Genomic DNA, 21,398 nt, shown 5'->3' on the forward strand with positions numbered 1-21,398 from the left:
AGAGCCATTTAAGTTTTTAGCCAATATGCTATGATTAAGTGAAGCAGTCGTTAAATGATTACAGGGGGAATTATCAAAATGGTTATGGAACAATATTTCAAAAATATTCGCCAAAAAATCGGTCATGACGAAATTATTATGCCTGGTGTCGCAGGCGTTTTATTCGATGAAACACGCCAGAAAGTTTTACTTGAACAACGTGGGGATGGTGAAATTGGCTGGAGTTTAGTTGGTGGTATGCAAAACATTGGCGAATCGGCAATGACCTCACTTATTCGCGAGTTTAAAGAAGAAGCTGGTATCGATGTTCAAATTAAAGCGCTAATTGGGATTGATACTAATTTTCATCACATCTTCCCCACTGGGGATAAAGCTCAAATTCCAATGACCCTTTTTGAAGTTGAGCAAATTGGTGGTCAATTAAAGGCGGATGGGGATGAAACACTCTCGTTATCATACGTACCACTATCAGATCACCCTCAGATGTACAACACGCAACACCAATTAGCTATTGATCAGATGATTAAGCAAGCCCCATATGGCTGGTATTTTTAATCGTATAAATTTAAAAAGTCGCCAATCTATCCAATTTCGGTAGATTAGCGGCTTTTATTTAAACATTTTTATAAAGTACGAAGACTTAATTGGCTTCGTCCATCACCTAATTTTTTAACCTGTAATTGTTGTGGGATTTGTTGTTTCATCGAAGTAACATGCGAAATAATACCAACTAAGCGACCACTTTGCTCCACTAAGCTAAGGGCTTCCATCGCTTGTGATAGCGTTCGTTCATCAAGTGATCCAAATCCTTCATCAATAAACAAAGCATCAATTTTAGCACCACCTGCTCTTCGTTGCACCACTTCGGCCATAGACAAAGCAATTGATAAGGCCGAAATAAATGATTCGCCACCCGACAACGTACTGGTAGCACGTATTTTACCACCGTCTTGATCATAAATATCAATATCTAGACCATTTTGATTAGAGCGCCCACCTTGTCGATCTGACAAGATGAATTGATAACGTCCACCGGATAAGGTACCAATATAATGATGATTAGCATAATCTAAAACATCAAACAAGAAACGGCGCAAAATAAATGGTTCAAGGCGTAAGCGTTTTGCATTATTACCATCAACCGCTTGCGTTAACGTCAATAAATCTTTCCCTGCTACCTGTTGCTGCTCCCATTTATCTTGTAATGCTTTTACCGTTGTTTCAATTTGTTTTTGTTGTGCCAATACTGATTTCTTCGTGGCATTATCTTCTATCAACTGATTTACTAACGTTTGCTGTTGATCAATGGCTGCCTGTATTTTCGCCATATTTGGCCTAGAGACATCCCCTAAAACCTTTTCCAAATTAATAATATCTTGTTGTAATTGCGTCACAGTCGTCTGATACTTCGTGATATTCTGCGTTAGTTGATTTATTTTATCAGGTTGCTCCTGTAAGACATTAAGCAATTCATCAAATGCTTGTTGACTATCAACAGGACCATCAGTGATTGCCGTTACAATTTGTTGTTCTAGTGTTTCAATGTCAGTTGCTGTTGTCGTTATTTTTTCTTCTAACGATGTCTTTTGCGCCTGCTTTTCAACTTGAGCTTGTTGGTTAGTCAAAACTTGATCATGCACTTTTTTAACTTGATCATCATATTGCTGCTGTTCTGCTTGTAATTTTTGCAGCATTGTTTCATATTCAGCTACGGATTTGAGCGTTGTTTCTGATGCAACAATTTGCTTAATTTCTGCATCGTAAGCTTGCTTACTATCAGTTTTTGCCACAACTTTTTGCTCATTTGTAATGACCTGTGTTTGAATATTCTGCAATTTATTTTGACTATCGGTTACTCGCGCTTGTAAATCAGCGGCCTCATTTTTAGCATGCTTTACAAAAGTTATTGCTTGTTCAAAACAACCGGTAAGTCGTGTTTCATCAAATACATCAGGTAACGTTACAAAAGTTTCTGATGATGATATAAACAATTGTTGCCAATCCTGCTTAAATGTTGCATATTCTTTCTCTAATGTATCATTATCAGCTGTGACCTTATCTGTCAGCTCCATCAATTGCGTTTGATTATTTTCTAAATCCGTTTGCAATTTTGTTAATTGTACAGTTGCCGTTTGTTCAGCTTTTTCACTATCAGCAACTGCTTGAATAGCATCAGCCAAATCTGCATAAGTACTCTGTGCATCAGCATGGTCATGATGAGCTTGTGCATGATAAATTTGACCACAGATAACACAAGGTTCACCATCAACGAGTTCTTGTTGTAATTGTTGAATTAAGATATCACGCCGTAACGACGCCTTGTCTTGTAGATCCTGTTTTTTATCTGCTTGATTCTGCACCGCTGTTGCAACCTTTTTTTTCAGCACAGTAACCTGTTCTTTTTTAGTTTGCGCATCTTTTTTATTCTGTTCAAAGGCATGTTGATGATTAATTAACTGATCAAATTGATATTTTCGATTAGCTAATTCACTTTCATAAGCTGCATTTTTCTGATAGCGTGCCAAATTATCAGATTGCGTCGTGATAACAGCATCTAACTTTTGAGATGTTTGCTCAAGTTCTTCTCCTTGTGCGTATAACATTTTAATCTCATCAGCAATATTTTTACCCTTGTCGCGTAACGTTACTAATTGCCGTGCCTTTGGTAACAAGTTCTCTTGAATCTGCTTAGACAACTGTTGATTAGTCTCAACAACACTCGCTTGCTGCTTAAGTTCAGTTTGCGCATCAGCTAAAGTTTGCTGTTGCTTCTCCAATTCATCAAGCGCCGTTGATAACTTCTGCTTTTCACTAATCTGTTGCTGATATTGATTATGCAGATACCTTTGTTGGGTAACTAATGGTTGTTGCGCCACACCCCAAGATAATGTTGCTAACGTTTCTTTTTGTTGTGCAATACGATCCTTTTGTTCATATTGTTCGTTTAATACAGTTTTTTTCTGCTCAAGTTGATCCAATTGGTCAATAATCTGACGGCCCTTTTGTTGCTCACCATGCAATGCTGCTAGTTGAGTCTGAGCTTGACTTAAAATTTCAGTTTGTTGCTCAATTTCAGCGGTCATATCTGTATTTAGCTGACCCAAAACCTGAATTTTTTCAGTAGCAGTGGGCGCAACATCTTCAATATCAGGTTGTGACCACTTAACTTGTTGTAACTTTTCATCACGTTGTGTCGCTAATTTTTCCAACGCTTGACCCGATTGCTTTTGCTGATCTTTTAAATTATTAACAAAATCATCAAAAATAGTAGTGCCAAAAAGCTGACGCAAAATAACCATCTTTTCATCACTTTGCGCACTTAAAAATTCTCGAAATTTATCTTGCGGAAGCAAAATAATCTTACGAAACTGATCAGCATTTAAATGTAATAATTCTTCAATTTGATCATTAACTATCTTCGCTTTATCGCCCAATGCCTCTAATGGTGTCTCTAACGTTTCATCAACTTCGATTAACGACGCAGTTGCCTGATGAGTTGTCGTATCATCATCGGACTTTGCACCACGCTTTTTCTTCAATTGTTGCGTTGGTGTCCGCCGAATCTCATAAAAGTGACCATTATGTTCAAACCAAAAAGTAACCATCGTTTTAGCCAGGCCATTGGCAAACTCACTACGCATGTCTTCTGGGCTACGCTCACCCGTACCTTTACCAAACAATGCATATGTCATCCCATCAAAAATGGTTGTCTTACCAGCACCCGTATCACCAGTAATTAGAAATAATTTTGATTCCGTAAATTTCATAAAATCAATTGTTGTTTCATCATACGGACCAAAGTTATTTAATTGTAATTTTAAAGGACGCATCTTACTCCTCCTCTTGTTGATACAAATCACTCAATGTATCATCTACCAATCGTTGCTGATTATCATTCAGATCTGTACCTGTCACATAGTTATAAAATGCAGCAATTAATTTATCATCAGCACCATCTGCATCCTCTGTAATTTCTGGTATTCCCTGTTTATCAGCCACTAAAGTCGGCAAATCATATTGCACTTCAACAACATCACCATAAATTTTAGCTAACGTTGCTCTAGCATTTGTTGCATTCGCCAAGCCTTGAATTTTAATGCTGAAATAATTTTTATGACCACGTTCATATTGACCATAAAAATTAGGATCAATCAATGTATCAAACGGTTCCGCCAATAAAATTAAATCTTTTTTCGGGATTAACGGATGCCAAGTTGTGGTCACAACATGTCCGTTAATTTCAACAATATAAACCCCTTTTTGTGTTTGCGCTTCTTTAGTATTAAATTTTATTGGTGAACCTGAATAACGAACAGTTTCACTGGGACTAGCTTGCTTCAAGTGTAAATGTCCTAGCGCAACATAGTCAAAATCTTTGAACATCATATCATCAAGGCTTCGTAATCCCCCAACCTGCGAATTTGTTTCACTTGTTAATTCATAATCTTGGTTTTTACTGCCTGTGACATAATAATGTGTAACTAATAAATGATTCTTCTGCAGATCAAATTTTGCTACCATATCCGCAATAATCCTTGGCATCACTTGATTAATCGTTTGATATTGACGAGCTTGTGATTCTGGAATTTGATAATAAACACGGGCCATTGCTGGTTCAATAAAAGGCAATAAAAATATTTGCGTATCAGCCGTTTCGATTGGTGTAAAGGCATCTGCTAACGTTGTGTTAAGATATAATTCATTTTGTTGGCGCCACTCACGACCAGCACCTAAACGAGTCGCACCATCATGATTTCCTGAAACGGCATAGATTGGTAGATGATGATTAATATTCAAATCTTTCAACATACCTTCCAAACTATTAACTGCGGCTGTTGGTGCAATACCACGGTCATATAAGTCGCCAGCAATAATTACACCATCAACCTTTTCAGATAATGCAATATCACGAATTTGTTCATAAGCAGTTTGCTGCTCTGGTAACAAAGAGAAGCCACCCAACTCCTTACCAATATGCCAATCAGCTGTATGTAAAAATTTCATCGTCAATTACTCCCCATTCATAATTATTCGTCAAACACATTTTTTGTGTGTGCAATCATAACTGCAGACACAATCATTAACAAAACCAAAATTAGGTAAACAATATTTTGAATCTTTCCTGCTGGATTAGCATCAAAAGCGTGCCCATATAAAATAGGCCCAAATGCTGATATAAAATAACCACCAGCTTGTGCCATACCAGATAAACGAGCTGTTTGTACTGGTGATTGTGTTTTACTTGCAAACATTGTTAATGAAAACAAAAAGAAAAAAGCAGTCGATGCACCAATTAATATTGTTACAATGCCCCAAAAGACAACCGACTTGGTTTGCGTGTGAAATAACATCACAACACTAAGTAATGCTACCATACCTGCACCTAATGAAACCCAAGTTGTACCTTTTGCCTTCAATGTTAAAAATACTGTTGGTAATATAATTGATAATGGCATACCCACAAATGAATATAACGACATAAAAATTGTCATCACCCCATTAGGAACACCATGTTGCAACATCATAGATGGTAACCACGCAACGGTCGTGTAGTTAACTGTCGCTTGCACACCAAAAACAAATAAGAATGGCCAAGCTTTATAATTTGACCAGACACGTAAATGCTCTTTAGGTTGCCCTGTTTGATTAGCCGGTATCGTCTCATTGGCTGTTGGCACAATTTTTTTAGTCGTCCAAAACCATAACACTAAAGTAATTGCCGGTACTAATACCAATAACCCCATGACACCTTGCCAACCAGATACTGCTACCACAGGTGCTGTAATTAAACTAAATACTGCTGATCCAACCATGATTGCAAGCGAGTAAACTGACGTATACAAACCAATTTTATTAGGAAAATAAGTCGCTACAAATGGTGGCATTAATACGTTCAAATGTGCAATACCAATTCCAATTAAAGCAGTACCTAGTAAAATTAATGGCATATTAACCAACATACGCAATATTGACCCAACAATAATACTTAACAACGACAACATAAGTGCACGATTAAGGCCAAATTTCACCATTGTTTTAGTTGCAAAATTTGAAATAAGCAAAAACATGATTAAGGGAATCGTCGTAATAATTCCTAGCTGACTCTGAGCAACATGCAACGACTCAGCAATTTGTGGTAGCATTAGCGGCATTGTTGTAATCGGTGCACGCATAATACTACTCATTAGCATTAGACTAATCGTTAATAATATAACAACTTGATGTTATTTTTTCTCCAACATTGTGCTCTCCTTCTAAAAACCAAATAAAAAACTGCCCCATTGTGGCAGCTTTTAATCTTCTAATTAACGAATCCACTTACGTAATGGCACGCTGACAAGTAAGGCTACAATAAAGCCTACTAATACTTGCATGATGTTAGCTGGCACATCTGTTAAGCCAGCTAACATAGCTGTTTGTATTGACATTTTAGTCCCACCGGTTATCCATAGCAAAAAGCTACCCGCCAGCCAGTAACCAAATATCATCGTAAAACTACCACACAAGTTTCCAATAATCCGAACACTGACTGCTTTTTTAACATTAAAGTGTCCAATAATCCAACCTTCTAATCCATGAATAATAAGTGAAAAAAACATCCACTGTGGGTAACCCGCAAATAAATCTAATAAAAATCCGGTCAATCCACCAACAGCCAAGCCCATTTTAGGGCCAAAATGCCAAGCACCAATAAAAATACCCGCTTCAACTAAAGAAACAAATCCCGTCGGTGTTGGTAATTTTGCAACATAGCTTAATACAATATTTACAGCAATTAAGACCGCGCCAATTGTTATCTGTTTTGTTTTCATTTCTCTATCCCTTTATAACGACGTGCTGCCTGCCAAACATTGCCAACCTCAAATGCATCGTTTAGCCTAACACCTTGCAAGATGCCTTCATGCACAAAATTTTTCGCATCACTAATCGCATTTAAAGGTGTTTCACCTTGCGCTAGCTGACTAGCAATAGCTGATGAAAATGTACAACCAGCGCCATTATTAAATGGTTGCATTAATTTTTGTAATTTCACTAACTTTTGTGTCTTATCAGTCACAATTGCATCTGTTGCATTATCCCCAGGCAAGCGCATACCGCCCTTAACAACAACTGTTTGTGCACCAAGCTGGTGTAGTGTTTTTGCCGCCACTAACAACTCAGTTTCAGACGTAATCGTTTGTTGTGTCAACAATTGTGCCTCAATCAAATTAGGCGTTACCACTGTTGCTAATGGCAAGAGTTTTTCTATAATTGCTCGTGTCAGCTCACTAACATTAATCGTATCTGTTTCTTTAAACGCCATTACAGGATCAATTACTACTGGAATATGTTGACCATTTGCTCGCAAAAAATCACTTACTAATTCAATATGTGCGACTGTCGGTAATAGCCCAACTTTAATGCCCTTAACATCCGTTAGTTGGCCCAATGATGCTAGTTGTTCTGCCAAAACTTTTATCGGCACAGCATGAATATCAAAATCAGTTTTCGTAACTGTGACAATACTCGTTATTGCGCTTAATCCAAACAAGCCATATTCATTAAAAGTCGCTAAATCCGCCTGAATACCACCACCAGCTAAAATATCAGAGCCAGCAATCGTTATCATTTTCCCAATCGCCATCTCACTACCCCTTTTATATTAATTAAATTTGTATCGTAATTAAATTTAATTTTAGCACAATTCAACTAATGTAAACATATTCATCTGGTTACACTTGTAAAAAAGTATACAAAAAAAAGAAGTTATGCGTAAACACAACTTCTTTTTCATGATGCTTACTTGATAGCATCCTTCAAAGCCTTACCAGGCTTGAATGCAGGAATCTTTGATGCAGCGATCTCAATTTCCTCACCAGTTTGTGGGTTGCGACCCTTACGAGCTGCACGAGAACGTACTTCAAAGTTACCAAAGCCAATTAATTGAACTTTTTCACCCTTTGCCAAAGTATCTTGGATTGAAGCAAATACTGCATCAACTGCAGCAGTTGCATCCTTCTTTGTCAAACCAGTTGCTGTTGCAACATCAGTTACTAATTCTTGCTTGTTAGCCATTTTAATTTCCTCCTGCATAGTTATATTGACTGAATGTCAATAATTTCAGATTGAATCTGTAATTAGATTTCGATATTTAGAATATCATAGTTAGCACTATCTTACAAGTAAAAAATGTCTTAAAACGTTGATATAATAGGCTTTTTCATATTTTTTTAAACATTTAGCTAAAAATAATCATATTCTGTTGAATATTAAGGTTATTTTTATTTTCGTGCTCTTTTGATTAAGTGAATTGGCGTACCCGTAAAGTCAAATGACTTACGAATTTGGTTCTCTAAGAAACGCTCATATGAGAAATGCATCAATTCAGGTTCATTGACAAACACAACAAATGTTGGTGGTTGAATAGCAACTTGTGTGGCATAGTATACACGTAATCGCTTACCATTAACAGTTGATGTTGGGTTCAATGCCAAAGCATCCATAATCACATCATTCAATGTTGCTGATTGAATACGCTTTTGATGATTTTCATTCACTTTCTTAATTAATTCTGGTAGCTTATTAAGGCGTTGTTTAGTCAATGCTGATACAAAAATAATTGGTGCATATGACAAATATTGGAATTCTTGTCTAATTTGATTTTCAAAGTCTGCCATCGTGTGATTATCTTTTTCAAGCGTATCCCACTTATTAACGACAATAATAACCGCACGACCGGCTTCGTGTGCATAACCAGCAACGTGCTTATCTTGATCACGAATTCCTTCTTCGGCATTCAAAACCATTAATACAATGTTTGAATCATCAATGGCACGCATAGCACGCATAACTGAGTACTTTTCAGTAGATTCGTATACTTTACCACGCTTACGAATACCTGCTGTATCAACCATTACAAACTCATCACCTTCAGCAGAAGTAAAGCGCGTATCGATTGCATCACGTGTGGTTCCTGATATATCAGAAACAATTACACGCTCTTCTCCTAGCATGGCATTAACCAACGATGACTTACCAACATTTGGACGTCCAATAAATGAAAAACGAACAGCATCGTCTTCTTCTTGGGCTTCAACGTCAGGAAAATTATCAACAACTTTATCCAGTAAGTCACCTAAACCAGTTCCATGCGCACCTGAAATAGGGTACGGATCACCAAAACCTAATGCATAAAACTCATAAATTTCAGAACGTAATTCAATATTATCAACTTTGTTAACTGCTAGAACAACTGGCTTTTTTGAACGATACAAAATTTTTGCAACACGTTCATCAGCTTCCGTTAATCCTTCACGTGCTGACACCATAAAAATAATAACATCAGCTTCATCAATTGCAATTTCAGCTTGTTGTACTATTTGTGACATGAAAGGTTCATCACCCATGTCAATTCCACCTGTATCAATTAATCGAAATTCATGTGTTAACCATTCAGCACGTGTATAGATACGATCACGTGTTACACCTGGTGTATCCTCCACAATTGAAATTCGATCACCCGCAATACGGTTAAATATTGTTGACTTACCAACATTTGGACGACCAACAACCGCCACAACAGGAAATCCCATATTAGCCTCTTTTCTAAATTACAAATATTATTGTAATTTGTTTTACTTCATATTTAGTATATCTAATCTTAACATGGATTAATTTGAAACAAAAATTAGAGGCTGAGACAATGTATGTCTCAGCCTCTAACTGTTTGAAACTATTTTAATGCTTAGTTAAAATCTTTAAAGATGTCACCAAAGGCATCACCCAACGTTGCTGAACCTTCTTCTTCTGAAGTTGAGTAGTTAGTTGGAGCTGATTGGCGTGGGCGACGTGCGCGACGAGGACGATCATTTTCCTCACGTGCAGGTGCTTCCTCCAATGCCTTAATTGACAATGATAAACGTTGACGTTCTGGATTAACATCCAAAACCTTAACTTGAACCTTATCACCAGCTGTCAAAACATCACTAGGGTTAGCGATGTGCTTGTGTGAGATTTGTGAAACGTGAACCAAACCTTCAACACCTGGAAAGACTTCAACGAAAGCACCAAAGTCAACGACACGCTTAACAGTTCCTTCTAGAACTGTACCTTCTGGAGCTTGTTGTGCTGCTGCATCCCAAGGACCTGGTTGCGTTGCCTTAATTGACAATGAAATACGCTCACGTTCTGGATCCAATCCCAAAACCTTAACCTTAACTTCTTCACCAACTGACAAAACGTCTGAAGGTTGTGAAACGCGTTCGTGTGAGATTTCAGAAACGTGAACCAAACCATCAACACCACCAAGGTCAACGAATGCACCGAAGTTAGTCATACGAGCAACTTTACCTTCAATAACATCCCCAACTGATAGTTCGTCAAAGACGCGTGCCAAAGCAGCTGAGCGCTCTTCGTTCAACACATCACGACGTGACAAGATCAAACGGCTATCTGCTGCATTGATTTCAATAATCTTTGCACGGATAGTTTGACCCTTGTATTGGTTCAAATCTTGCACGAAACGGTTCTCAATCATTGAAGCTGGTACGAATCCACGTACACCTTCAACATCAACAACCAAACCACCTTTAACGGCTTGCGTTACTGGTGCTTCCACAATGTCATCAACACTGTGCTTGCTTGCGATTTCTTCCCAAGCACGACGAGCTTCTAGTCGACGCTTTGACAATAGGTATGATCCACCTTCCTTGTCAGAACCGATAGTAGAAACTACTACCAAATCCAACACGTCTCCAACCTTGACAAGGTCATTCACGTCCGCATCGCGGTCAGTTGTCAATTCGCGCAAAGGAATTACACCTTCAACACCGGCACCTTCAATACCTACGATAACTTGACGATTATCATCAATTGCCAAGACTTCACCCTTAACTACATCGCCAACTTTAACTTCAGCTACGCTGTCAAGAGCTGCCAATAGCTCGTTGTTCTCTTCGTTCATTACAATATATCCTCCTGGTCACACGACTCTAATAGCATTATACCTAATATTGCTATATTTTGCTAGTGCTTTTTTACATTTTTTTCAATGTTATGATTCATTTTATTATTTAGTTGCAATAATGCGTTTCACACTATCAACAACTTCTGCAATCGACAGACCCGTTGTGTCCAATTCAATAGCATCAGTTGCCTTTTTCAAAGGTGAAATTTCACGGTGTGAATCTAAATAATCCCTTTTTTCAATTGCCGCTTCCAAATCTTCTAAGGTTGTATCCATACCCTTAGCTTGATTTTCTTTAAAACGACGGACAGCTCTTTCATGAACAGAAGCAATTAAAAAGATTTTAACTGCTGCATTTGGTAAGACTGTTGTCCCAATATCACGGCCGTCCATAACAACGCCACCACCAGCTGCAATATCACGCTGTAAATCAGTCATGGCCTGACGAACTGCAGCATAAGCAGATACAACTGAAACATTCGCCGTAACGTCTACTGAACGAATTTCTGCTGTTACTTCCTCATCATTTAAAAATACTCGTTGCACTGGATTACCAGGTTTAAACGAAATATTAATATTTGGTAGCACTGCTGCCACTGCTGCTTCATCTTGTAATACGATGTTTTTTCGCATCGCAGCAAGCGTAACAACACGATACATTGCACCTGTATCTACATATACAAAATTTAAATCGGTTGCTAAAATTTTAGCAATCGTTGATTTGCCAGCAGATGCTGGTCCATCAATTGCAATCTGAATTGGGTTCATGCTTTACATCCTCATTCAATCTATTATTCATACTATTTTACGCTTAATTACTAAGAAACACTAGGGGGTATATAAAAAAACGTCTAACAAATGTCAGACGTTCACAAACTTATTTTACTTTTAGCCCCTTACCATAAAAAGTGGCATAGTTACTTGCATTCAAGCCAGGGTTCATGGCATATAATTCTTCAGGCGTTGTCCCATTAGCCACTGCAAAACTGTACAAGGTTCCCGAATCAAACGGTACTGTCTTGGCTTCTTCTTCAGAAGATGCCGCCGCCTCTGATGATGCAGCTGCCTCAGATGAAGCCGCTGCTTCAGAAGATGCTGCCTCAGATGAAGCTTGCGCTGCTGCTTTTTCTGATGATTCTTTTGCTGCCGCTGCTTTCTTTTCAGCAGCCTTTTCTGATTTAGATGCTGCCACTGATGATTTAGATGCTGCCACTTTAGCTTTTGATTCTGATTTTGCCGTATCAGTTACTTTTTTGGTTGATGTTGTTGTTTTCTTAGATGATGCAACCGGTAATTCAGTATTTGTAGTAGCATCGGCAGGCTTGTTTAATTCCTGTAAATATTTATAAACAGGCACAAAAGACAAAACAATCACAATCAGTACCAAAATTCCGACAACCATGCTAACACGTTGCGACTTACGTCGATTTTGTGTTCTTGAATACTGCTTAGTCGTTTCATCTTTGAAAGATGCCTCCCATGGCTGTTCTTCATTCTTCTTTTCGGTCATGATTAGTGACTCTCCTTACTTTACCTTTATTTTTCACTATATTATACCATACACTAACATTCTAAAAAACAGTTAGTGTCACACCAAATCTTTACTGTAAATTAAATAGTTTTTTCAACTGTTGCGACCACTCTGACACCTTTGTTATATGGCCATTTATTTCTTGACGTGCTAAATTTAGTTGTTCTGGCTGCCACGCTGTCACACCCACACTTTCTGTATCTTGTGACAAGTGCTTCGTATCATTGCCAAAATATTGACTAATACTATTACGTAACTGTGTTTTTGCTTGCGCATAATCTATCATATGCTGCAATTTATTTTGTCGCAGTTTTTTGCGATTGGCGAATAATTCAACAATACTAGTCGTCGACAAACCTTGGTGACGATATTCTGTCAGTAATTTAATCTGTTCTTCTGTTATTTGCGTTTTTTCATCCCGATCCAAGTAAGCTTTGACGGTAGATTCACTCGGGATTGACTGGTCAATCAAGTTAAATTGGATCGATTCATCACCTACAACATATAATAAAATGGCCACAGATTGTTTACCATCACGACCAGCACGGCCAATTTCTTGCAAATAATTCGCTAAATCATTGCTCAAATGATAATGAATAACAAAACGAACATCTTCTTTATCAATTCCCATACCAAATGCTGACGTAGCTGTAATAACATCAATATCCCCTTGCATGAATTGTTGTTGCACACGATAACGGGAAATTGCGTCCATTCCAGCATGGTAAGCCACCACATTTAAGCCAGTCTCATCTGACAACCATTCCGCCATACTTGTTGCTAATTTTCTAGATGTAAAATAAACAATTCCTGGTCCTTGGGTTGTTTGAACCAAAGTTTTTAACCGTTGCTTTTTTATTGCTTCGTTAGCTAATTGTTCATTGTGTAAAAAAATATTAGGTCGATCAACTGGTTGTTGATAGATAAACCAATTTTTGGCTGTTGGATTAAAACTGGCTACGATTTCTTGCATCATATTGGGCGTCGCAGTTGCCGTTAATAACAATAATTGCGGTTCATTTAATTGTATATGAATTTGTGGTAACGCTAGATAATCAGGCCGAAAATCTTGGCCCCAGGTCACCATTGTATGCGCCTCATCAATTACCATTAAATTAATCATGGTCCGTTGTAAAGCTATTTTCACAGCCTCTTGATTCAGTGTTTCTGGTGAAACAAAGATAAAATGGTAGCGTGCTAAATTGTTTAAAATAGACTGTTTCTCTTGAAATGTTAAATTAGAATTTAGCGCTACAACTTGCTTCTCCCCTAAATAATTTAAACGAGCAACTTGATCTTGCATTAGCGATAATAAAGGGGTCACAATCACAACTAATCCTGGACGTAGTGCACCCATCATTTGATAAATTAACGTTTTACCACCACCTGTTGGTAAAACTGCCAACGTTGATTGTTGTGCCATCAAAGCCGTTAAAATTTCTTCTTGACCAGTTTTAAAATTTTCAAAGCCAAACTGTTTTTGTAAAACTTGTTTTAAATTAATTTGTGTCATGCCCGCTCACCTCTTTTTTGTCAAATAAATTTCATAAAGGCGAAACAAAAAGAATTCTAACGGATCATCCGAAGTACGAACATCAGTAAATCGCCATTCATCAATACTGCCATCCAAATGATTCTGTAAATATGCAACAACATCCCTCGTTAAGAATAAATCATACGGGAAATTCTGTTTGGGCAAACGAATTGCTGCTGTCAATAAATGTTCCCGCACAGTGCCAATCTTTAAGTGCCGTTGTTGACTAATAGTAGTCATTGAAACTCCTTGGCACACTTGTTGTACAGTCGTTTGAATGCCAGGCGACAAAAACGTTTGGCATTGTGTTAGCTGCCATAATGTCACTAATGCTTGTTTATTATCTTGTTTTTGACTTAAAAACTGTTGCCAGTAAGCAAATAAATCAAGTTCCCATAAATAAAAATCTATGGCTGTCCACACTGTTGGTAAACCAAGTTGTTCTAAATTAAGTCCTGGCGTTTGATGACCAACCCATGTTGCAGCTAATTGGTTTGCTGTTATCGGGGGTAACTGTTTTAAAAATTCAGTTATACCAGTCACCCATTCGCTGATAATATCGTTTTGATATACTTTTCGATACCAACGTTTGACTAAATTTTTTGTCTGTAAATCAACTTGCAATGGATAGTAGCGTTTATTTTGATAAGCACTTTCTGAAATGACTTGATTAGCTAGCCAAAAAGCTTGTTGAAAATCACGCACATTTGATAATGGTTGTGTTGCAATTATCATATACTGTATTTGATAATGTTTTGCTTGGTACGCTTGTTTAGCAGCCTGCCCTTTGTCTGTTAATAAAAATTGATTTGTATCTGTACCTATTTCAATTAAAAGTGCCTGTTCTACAAATTGTGCAATTTGTTGATCAAAAATATGCTGATCTAAATGTGGAAACAACCCCACGTACGTTAATAAATTGTAACGCAATCCCCAATACTCGGTTGATACCGTTAAACGACGCTTTAACAAGCCAAAAATAACACGTTTTCGACGCGCTTGTACAGATGAAAAAAGTGTTATTAAAAATTCATTTACCACCCGTTGATCCACCTTCCATGATGATCATCAATCTATTTTAATGTTTTAAAAATATTTATATCTTAAATTCTACATCTAAAATCAAAAAATCGAAAAAACAATTCCCTAAAAATGTTTTCTCACTATCATATTATGCTATAACATAGCACCAAGCATATCACATTGTCTTCATGAAAATAATTATTTATATTAGCATTTTTAAACAAATAAAAAGGATTATTAATCTAACCGTTTTAATACGGTAGGATTAACAACCCTAAGCATATGTACAAGGTAGCTTTACCTTATGCCATATTGTTTACATTAATTAATTTAACTGTGAATGCATACGTGCCAAAACATGGCGAATTGAGAAAAAGACTAATGCAGATACAGTACTCAAGATAAGTCCCTCAATCAAATTAAATGGTACAACCATCCAAAGTAGGTATTGCCCCATACCAATCGTTGCCTTAATATCAAAATTTGCAAATACGGCATAAAGCGGTACGGCATAAATATAGTTTAGAATAACCATACTAATGGTTAAACCAATTGTTCCTAATAGACCACCCATTGCAAAGCTGCCTTTCGTTACCTGCTTTTTATTCATTACAACAACAATAATCGTAATAAGCATCGCCATACCAACGATATTCATTGGTATTCCAATTAAATCACCTGGTCCCTCATTATTAAGCAATAATTTTAAAACTGATCGTAAAATCAAAATTAAATATCCTTGCTTTAAGCCTAATAACAATGCCCCTAGTAACACTGGCACAATTGAAAAATCAATTTTTAAAAAACTTGCGCCAGGTAAAATTGGAAATTGTGGAAAAATCATTAATACAAATGAAATAGCAGACAGTAATGCCACAATTGTTAAACGACGTGTCTTATTCATAACTCCTAAAATCCTCCAACACTGATAATAAAAAGCCGGTTCTATCCATGCCAGGGCGACACAAATAAAACCGACTTTATCAGTCAATTCATTAGTTTCTTCTGCATACCAGACTTTACTGTCGGTTATGGATTTGCACCATATCAACCACATAACGTGGGTCGCGGACTTTTTGTTATAAAACAAAATCACCGCCGGTCGGGAATTACACCCTGCCCTGAAGATATTAAGTTAATGATATTATTATAGAATTTCAATAATATAAAGTCAATAGCTGCTTAACCTTTATTTTACCAACGACCGGCTGACTTACGGAACTGACGTCCTGATTGCAAAAGTTGTACCTCTTCGTGTGTTAATGGTCGGTATTCACCCGGTGTCAAGCCAGACAAATCTAACATACCATAACGTTCACGTGTTAATTTGATTACCTCATGGCCAACTGTACGCATCATTTCCTTAACTTGGTGATAACGACCTTCATGAATCGTTAGCCGCACAATTGATGTATGCTTTTTCTTATCTGTTGATAAAATTTCTGCTCGAGCTGGTGCTGCTTTAAAAATATGATGGCGACCATTTTGAACCGTCTTTACCGTAACACCATGACGTAATTGTTCTAATTGTTCATTAGTGGGAATACCTTTAACCTTCGCCACATAAACTTTGTCAATTCGATACTTAGGGTGCATTAACTTATTAGCTAGTTCACCATCATTTGTTAGTAATAACGCACCAGTCGTATCATAATCCAAACGTCCAACAGGATAAACCCGCTCTGGCTCATCCAGAATATCCATAACAGTTTGACGACCTTTATCATCAGAATTAGTTGTCACAACGCCACGTGGCTTATCTAGCAAAAAGTATACTAATTTCTCTTTAGAATCAATTGGTGTCCCATTAACTTCAATTTGATCACTAGCTTCAACCTTTGTTCCCAATTCGGTTACGAGTTTGCCATTTACAGTCACTTGACCATCAGTAATCAACTTTTCTGATGCTCGACGTGATGCTACCCCTGCTTGGGCCATTACTTTTTGTAATCGTTCTGCCATTATTTTTCCTCGTTATTTTCTGATTCTTTAGTTAAGTCTGCAATTGTCACATCAAATAAAGATTGTTTATTTTCAGTTGGTATCAATGGCACAACAACATCTTGCTGATTTTTTAAGTTTTCGAGTGCTTGCGCTGTCACTAATGGTGGTAACTGGTCAATGTTCGTTAGTCCAAAATAATTTAAAAAGTAAGCTGTTGTACCATATAAAATAGGACGACCAGGTTCATTGGCACGACCTTTACTTGTAACCAAATCACGTAACAATAACTTTTGAATCGTTGATTGCGACTGCACACCACGAATTTCATCAACTTCAATTCTAGTTACTGGTTGTTTGTACGCAATAATAGCCAAAACTTCCAACGATGCCTGTGATAGCGCTGTTGTTAACGGTGCTGTTAAGTACTGATGAATCGTTTTAGATAAAGACGATTTCGTGACTAATTGATAATGATCATCCGTAACTAAAATTTCAAAAGCACTGCTCTTATCTTCAGCATATTTAATTGCCAATTCATCTAACAAACCTGAGACTGCTGGCTTTAAAAAATTAGTTGCAGCTGATAATTCAGCCAAAGTAACGCCCTCATCTCCTGCAACAAATAATAATCCTTCTATTTGCTGTAAGCTATTTTGCATTCGCCTGATCCTCCTCCCTATTAATTTGATGATATGGTACATCGCCACGCATAATATCAATATTGGCAAATAATTTATTTTGTTTAACTTGAATATGTTGATGGCTTACCAATTCTAGCATCGCCATAAAAGTAGTTACCACTTCGTCTTTACTAACATCATCTACGAACAATGCTTCAAAACTAACCACTGATTGTGTCGTCAGCTTCGCCATTAATTTAGTCATTTGCTTTTGAATCGACCAAGTATCGTTTTGTACAGACCGTGGTTGTATTTGTTTATGAAAACGACGTTTTACTAATTTGTTAAACGCTGATTGTAAATCATTAATTGTTAACCCATCAGGTAATGGCGCCCCTTTAATATCAGCTGGCAATGTCATTGGTGCCCTAGAAAATTGGAGTTGTCGTTCTTCTTCACGGTTACGCAATTCATCAGCAGCCTGGACAAACCGTTGATATTCCTGTAACTGCGTCATTAACTCATCTCTTGGATCAACAGTATCCGTTATAAATTCGGATAATTCTTCATCGTATTCAAAAACATCATTTTTAGGTAATAAATAACTTGCCTTAATTGACATAAGCGTAGCAGCCATCACTAAAAATTCACCTGCAACATCTAAATTACGTTCTTGTGCTTGATGTAAAAAATCTAAATATTGTGATGTTATGGCAACAATTGGAATGTCCATAATATCCATTTCATTAACTCGAATTAAATGTAATAGCAAGTCTAGTGGACCATCAAAATCTTCAATATGATAAGTTAATTTTTCGTTCATGACTCGTTTTGCCACGCCATCACGTATTTTTGCGTTGTAATAGATCCCATCAAAACTTTATCTGGGTATTGCGCTTGCAGTGCCTTATAAATACGTTTTCCCAACGTTCGCTTTTGTCTATCTAACACTTCTGGGCTAAAGACAATATGCCGAATAACCAGCGAATTATAAACCCGCGCCACACCTAATAAAACTGTAAAATGATGTGTTTCTTCATCACGCCACAATAAAATATCACGGCTATCATCGGATTGGTACCAATCATATTCCCGTTGTACAGCCGCTATATCGGCTAAATCTGGACTATAAGATAATAATCCCATCACGATTTTTGATTGATCTTTACGTACGATGACTAGCATATTTACCCTCCAATTAAATTTAATTTATGCACGAGGATGTGCTCTTTGATAAACTTCAGTTAATCGTTTGTTAGAAATATGGGTATAAATTTGCGTGGTTGAAATGTCAGCATGTCCCAATAATTCTTGGACAATGCGTAAATCAGCCCCATTTTCTAAAATATGTGTTGCAAACGAATGACGCAACGTATGCGGTGATACTTCTTTAGTAATACCTGCCTGCTTGACCCATTGTTTAATCAACTTCCAAATGCCTTGACGTGTTAATTGATGACCATGATCATTTAAAAAAATCACATGTGCATCTTGTTGCTTACCTAACAGCGGCCGTGCATCATTAAGATAGTGTGTTAGCCACTTAGCGGCTACATCACCAATGGGGATAATTCGTTCTTTATCTCCTTTTCCAATTGTTTGAATCAAGCCTAAATCTAAATGTAAATTATCAAGTTTTAAATTAACTAATTCGCTAACACGCAATCCAGTCGCATACATCACTTCTAAAATGGTGCGGTTTCTGAGACCTAAAGGCGTATTAGTGTCTGGCACCTGTAAAAGCGTCTCAACTTCTTCCAGCGTTAAAACTGCTGGAATATGTTGCGCTTTTTTAGGTGAATCCACTTGTTCCATTGGATTATTTTGAATCATTTTATTCAATTGTAAAAATTCAAAGAATTTACGCAGGGTCGATACCATCCGAATAACCGTATTACGTGATTTACCTTTTTGTTCAAGTTGACCTAAAAAAGCCATAATCGTAAAGCGATCGACATTTGCTAAACTTGTATAGTTTTCGGCCATTAAATACTGAAAAAACTGTACCAAATCTTGTTGATACGAGTATTTGGTATTAATTGACAAACCACGCTCAACAGTTAAATAGTGAAGGTAGTCAACCAGTTCATCTTCAAATGGTCCTACCTGAGGCTTCATATTACTCGCCTTCACTTTCTACCAAATAAATACCTGCTTCATTTTGTGTAATACGACGCTCTTTATATAAGCGACCAACAGCGCGCTTAAATTGTGATTTAGACATGCCAAAGTATTTTTTAATTGCTTTTGGATCAGACTTATCAGTAAATGGTAAACTATGTGTTGTTGATCGTTCAAGTAGTGTTAGTAACATTTGGGCATCTTCGGGAATAGCTTCATAAGCCCGTGGTCGTAGTGATAAGTTCAAAACACCATCAGGACGAACACCAATAACTCTTGCTGACAAGACCTCACCTAACCGAGGTTCACGTTGACGTTCGTCTGGATGAATAAAGCCAAAATTATAATCTGCTGTTATTACCATCGTTCCAACCATTTTTAAACGGTAAGCTGTTGCTTGAACTTGCTTGTTATGCATGTCTGGCTTAGCCGGAATTCGAATAGCCTGTAGTATTTCAGGCGCTGCTAACTCACCCCATAAACGATCTTTTTTATCGATACGCAACGTAATCATTAATTTATCACCACGCTGTGGCCATAACTCTTTGATTGTTGGTAGTTCGTCTAATGAAACGACAACATCTTTATTTGGCAAACCAATATCCACGAATACACCTAAATCACGACGAATATCCGTGACTGTTCCCCAAGCAAAATGACCTAAGCGAACCGCTGGTAATTGCTTTGTTATTTGTAATTGATGCTTATCATTTTCGTAGGCAAATCCTGTAATTAGTCCACCAATATTTAGGGGCTTTTCTAATTCTTCTTTAGCAATTTCATAGGTGTCACCATCAATCTGTGCATAGTAATAACGATCATTCTCGTCAGTTACCTTTGCTGTAATCACATCACCAAGTTTATGTGTCATTTTTTCTCCATCCTTTTACGTCAGTTGCATCTCATTGTTCTACAAGTCGTCCGATGCCACGGCACTGGTAAAGGTGCTTATTAACCAGCCTAATAGCGCCAGTAATCTTGTTCACTATATCTAATTATCTTAACAGATATATCCGAGATATGGTATATGTAAACTACAATCTATGTAATAAGGTATTAAAAATAGCTTCTTTTCTGCTAGAATAGTTTATATTAAGTTGAAAGTGAGTATTATTATGAAAGCAATTGGTATGGAGCCACAAGTCCTAATCGATATCCTTGTTGGTGCTAAAATTGGGGTTGTATATCCCTTTGGCACTGACCACCGTGGTGATTTAGTCGTCACATCATATGCCTTGAAGCAAGCTGGTCTACCATCTAATATGGCTGGGGCAATTGTTCAATTGGAAGATGTTGAAGAAACAGCACCCGGTAATTTTGTTTGGAAATTCAATCCAGATGTAGCCTTAATTCGTCCCTTTAAAGTTCATGGTACGATGGAACTATTTGATGTTGACGATCAATTAATTCATACAGAACCAACAAATTGGTTCAATGTTGAAGCTGAGAATGCTGGGCATGCTAAAATTGACAATTGGTTGCAGGAATACTTTGCTTCCCATCCTGATGCAAATCGTGTGCCTCGCCAAGAATTACCCGAAGAAATCATTAATCTAGCAACATCATTTGATGATTGGCGTGCAGCATATTTTGAATTCTTATATAAGCCAACAAAGGCGCAAAAACACGAACTACGTGCTAAGCGTTATGACATTGATCCACTATAAAGGACGATAGTAT

The 21,398-nt window shown here is 37.3% G+C and carries 21 protein-coding genes and 1 riboswitch; of the genes, 2 read left to right on the top strand and 19 right to left on the bottom strand.

All coding sequences use genetic code 11. From position 1 onward, the window contains the following. Window positions 1–78: 78 nt before the first annotated feature. Window positions 79–555 (top strand): NUDIX domain-containing protein, encoded by a 477-nt coding sequence (locus FFM55_RS04350; protein WP_052348440.1) that lies wholly within the window; start codon window positions 79–81, stop codon window positions 553–555. Between the two features lie 68 nt (window positions 556–623). Here the strand turns inward: FFM55_RS04350 and FFM55_RS04355 are convergent, their stop codons facing one another. The 19 genes from FFM55_RS04355 to FFM55_RS04445 all read right to left on the bottom strand — a co-directional run bounded on the left by FFM55_RS04355 (window position 624) and on the right by FFM55_RS04445 (window position 20,589). Next, entirely contained in the window at window positions 624–3,830 is a 3,207-nt protein-coding gene (locus FFM55_RS04355) for an AAA family ATPase (RefSeq protein WP_137600557.1), read from the bottom strand. 1 nt (window position 3,831) lies between these two features. Beyond that, complete coding sequence (locus FFM55_RS04360) at window positions 3,832–5,004, bottom strand: metallophosphoesterase family protein (RefSeq protein ID WP_042493889.1); 1,173 nt, start codon at window positions 5,002–5,004, stop codon at window positions 3,832–3,834. Window positions 5,005–5,027: 23 nt separating this feature from the next. After that, complete coding sequence (locus FFM55_RS04365) at window positions 5,028–6,173, bottom strand: MFS transporter (RefSeq protein WP_240006005.1); 1,146 nt, start codon at window positions 6,171–6,173, stop codon at window positions 5,028–5,030. A gap of 132 nt (window positions 6,174–6,305) precedes the next feature. Beyond that, a complete protein-coding gene (locus FFM55_RS04370) occupies window positions 6,306–6,812 on the bottom strand; it encodes an ECF transporter S component (RefSeq protein WP_137600559.1) in 507 nt (168 codons plus the stop codon). Then, the gene (locus FFM55_RS04375; RefSeq protein ID WP_137600560.1) at window positions 6,809–7,624 is read right to left on the bottom strand and encodes a bifunctional hydroxymethylpyrimidine kinase/phosphomethylpyrimidine kinase; all 816 of its coding nucleotides are present in this window, start codon (window positions 7,622–7,624) and stop codon (window positions 6,809–6,811) included. Before FFM55_RS04375 ends, FFM55_RS04370 begins: the two co-directional genes overlap by 4 nt. 155 nt (window positions 7,625–7,779) lie before the next feature. Further along, window positions 7,780–8,055, bottom strand: coding sequence for a non-specific DNA-binding protein Hbs (hbs, locus tag FFM55_RS04380; protein ID WP_042493879.1), 276 nt, complete (start codon window positions 8,053–8,055; stop codon window positions 7,780–7,782). Between the two features lie 206 nt (window positions 8,056–8,261). Further along, window positions 8,262–9,572: a ribosome biogenesis GTPase Der gene (der, locus tag FFM55_RS04385; protein WP_137600561.1), complete on the bottom strand. Its 1,311-nt coding sequence runs from the start codon at window positions 9,570–9,572 to the stop codon at window positions 8,262–8,264. Between the two features lie 152 nt (window positions 9,573–9,724). Next, a complete protein-coding gene (rpsA, locus tag FFM55_RS04390) occupies window positions 9,725–10,942 on the bottom strand; it encodes a 30S ribosomal protein S1 (RefSeq protein ID WP_042493874.1) in 1,218 nt (405 codons plus the stop codon). 105 nt (window positions 10,943–11,047) lie between these two features. Beyond that, the gene (gene cmk, locus FFM55_RS04395) at window positions 11,048–11,713 is read right to left on the bottom strand and encodes a (d)CMP kinase (RefSeq protein ID WP_137600562.1); all 666 of its coding nucleotides are present in this window, start codon (window positions 11,711–11,713) and stop codon (window positions 11,048–11,050) included. 109 nt (window positions 11,714–11,822) lie between these two features. Then, window positions 11,823–12,455: a LysM peptidoglycan-binding domain-containing protein gene (locus tag FFM55_RS04400; protein WP_137600563.1), complete on the bottom strand. Its 633-nt coding sequence runs from the start codon at window positions 12,453–12,455 to the stop codon at window positions 11,823–11,825. Between the two features lie 91 nt (window positions 12,456–12,546). Continuing rightward, window positions 12,547–13,989 carry a RecQ family ATP-dependent DNA helicase gene (locus tag FFM55_RS04405; RefSeq protein WP_137600564.1) on the bottom strand — a complete coding sequence of 481 codons (1,443 nt, stop codon included), beginning with the start codon at window positions 13,987–13,989 and terminating at the stop codon, window positions 12,547–12,549. Between the two features lie 6 nt (window positions 13,990–13,995). Next, the gene (locus tag FFM55_RS04410; RefSeq protein ID WP_240006006.1) at window positions 13,996–15,051 is read right to left on the bottom strand and encodes a helix-turn-helix domain-containing protein; all 1,056 of its coding nucleotides are present in this window, start codon (window positions 15,049–15,051) and stop codon (window positions 13,996–13,998) included. 307 nt (window positions 15,052–15,358) lie between these two features. After that, window positions 15,359–15,937: an ECF transporter S component gene (locus FFM55_RS04415; RefSeq protein WP_042493862.1), complete on the bottom strand. Its 579-nt coding sequence runs from the start codon at window positions 15,935–15,937 to the stop codon at window positions 15,359–15,361. Window positions 15,938–16,029: 92 nt separating this feature from the next. After that, a riboswitch (FMN riboswitch) is annotated at window positions 16,030–16,166 on the bottom strand. A gap of 61 nt (window positions 16,167–16,227) precedes the next feature. Next, window positions 16,228–16,995, bottom strand: coding sequence for a pseudouridine synthase (locus tag FFM55_RS04420; RefSeq protein ID WP_137600566.1), 768 nt, complete (start codon window positions 16,993–16,995; stop codon window positions 16,228–16,230). Then, on the bottom strand, window positions 16,995–17,636 hold the full coding sequence (gene scpB, locus FFM55_RS04425) for an SMC-Scp complex subunit ScpB (RefSeq protein ID WP_137600567.1): 642 nt from the start codon (window positions 17,634–17,636) through the stop codon (window positions 16,995–16,997). The genes FFM55_RS04420 and scpB overlap by 1 nt, the downstream gene beginning before the upstream one ends. Further along, window positions 17,626–18,420 carry a segregation and condensation protein A gene (locus FFM55_RS04430; protein ID WP_052348438.1) on the bottom strand — a complete coding sequence of 265 codons (795 nt, stop codon included), beginning with the start codon at window positions 18,418–18,420 and terminating at the stop codon, window positions 17,626–17,628. The genes scpB and FFM55_RS04430 overlap by 11 nt, the downstream gene beginning before the upstream one ends. Then, window positions 18,417–18,782, bottom strand: coding sequence for a reductase (locus FFM55_RS04435; RefSeq protein WP_137600568.1), 366 nt, complete (start codon window positions 18,780–18,782; stop codon window positions 18,417–18,419). Before FFM55_RS04435 ends, FFM55_RS04430 begins: the two co-directional genes overlap by 4 nt. A gap of 24 nt (window positions 18,783–18,806) precedes the next feature. Then, on the bottom strand, window positions 18,807–19,715 hold the full coding sequence (gene xerD / locus FFM55_RS04440; protein WP_042493854.1) for a site-specific tyrosine recombinase XerD: 909 nt from the start codon (window positions 19,713–19,715) through the stop codon (window positions 18,807–18,809). A gap of 1 nt (window position 19,716) precedes the next feature. Continuing rightward, window positions 19,717–20,589 carry a CvfB family protein gene (locus FFM55_RS04445; protein ID WP_137600569.1) on the bottom strand — a complete coding sequence of 291 codons (873 nt, stop codon included), beginning with the start codon at window positions 20,587–20,589 and terminating at the stop codon, window positions 19,717–19,719. A 244-nt stretch (window positions 20,590–20,833) separates the two neighbouring features. Here FFM55_RS04445 and FFM55_RS04450 point away from each other — a divergent pair, with 244 nt between their 5' ends. Beyond that, window positions 20,834–21,385, top strand: a complete 552-nt coding sequence (locus FFM55_RS04450; protein WP_137600570.1) for a hypothetical protein — start codon at window positions 20,834–20,836, stop codon at window positions 21,383–21,385. The last annotated feature ends 13 nt before the right edge of the window (window positions 21,386–21,398 follow it).

It is taken from the genome of Weissella sagaensis (assembly GCF_005405285.1).
Taxonomy (GTDB): Bacteria; Bacillota; Bacilli; order Lactobacillales; family Lactobacillaceae; genus Weissella; species Weissella sagaensis.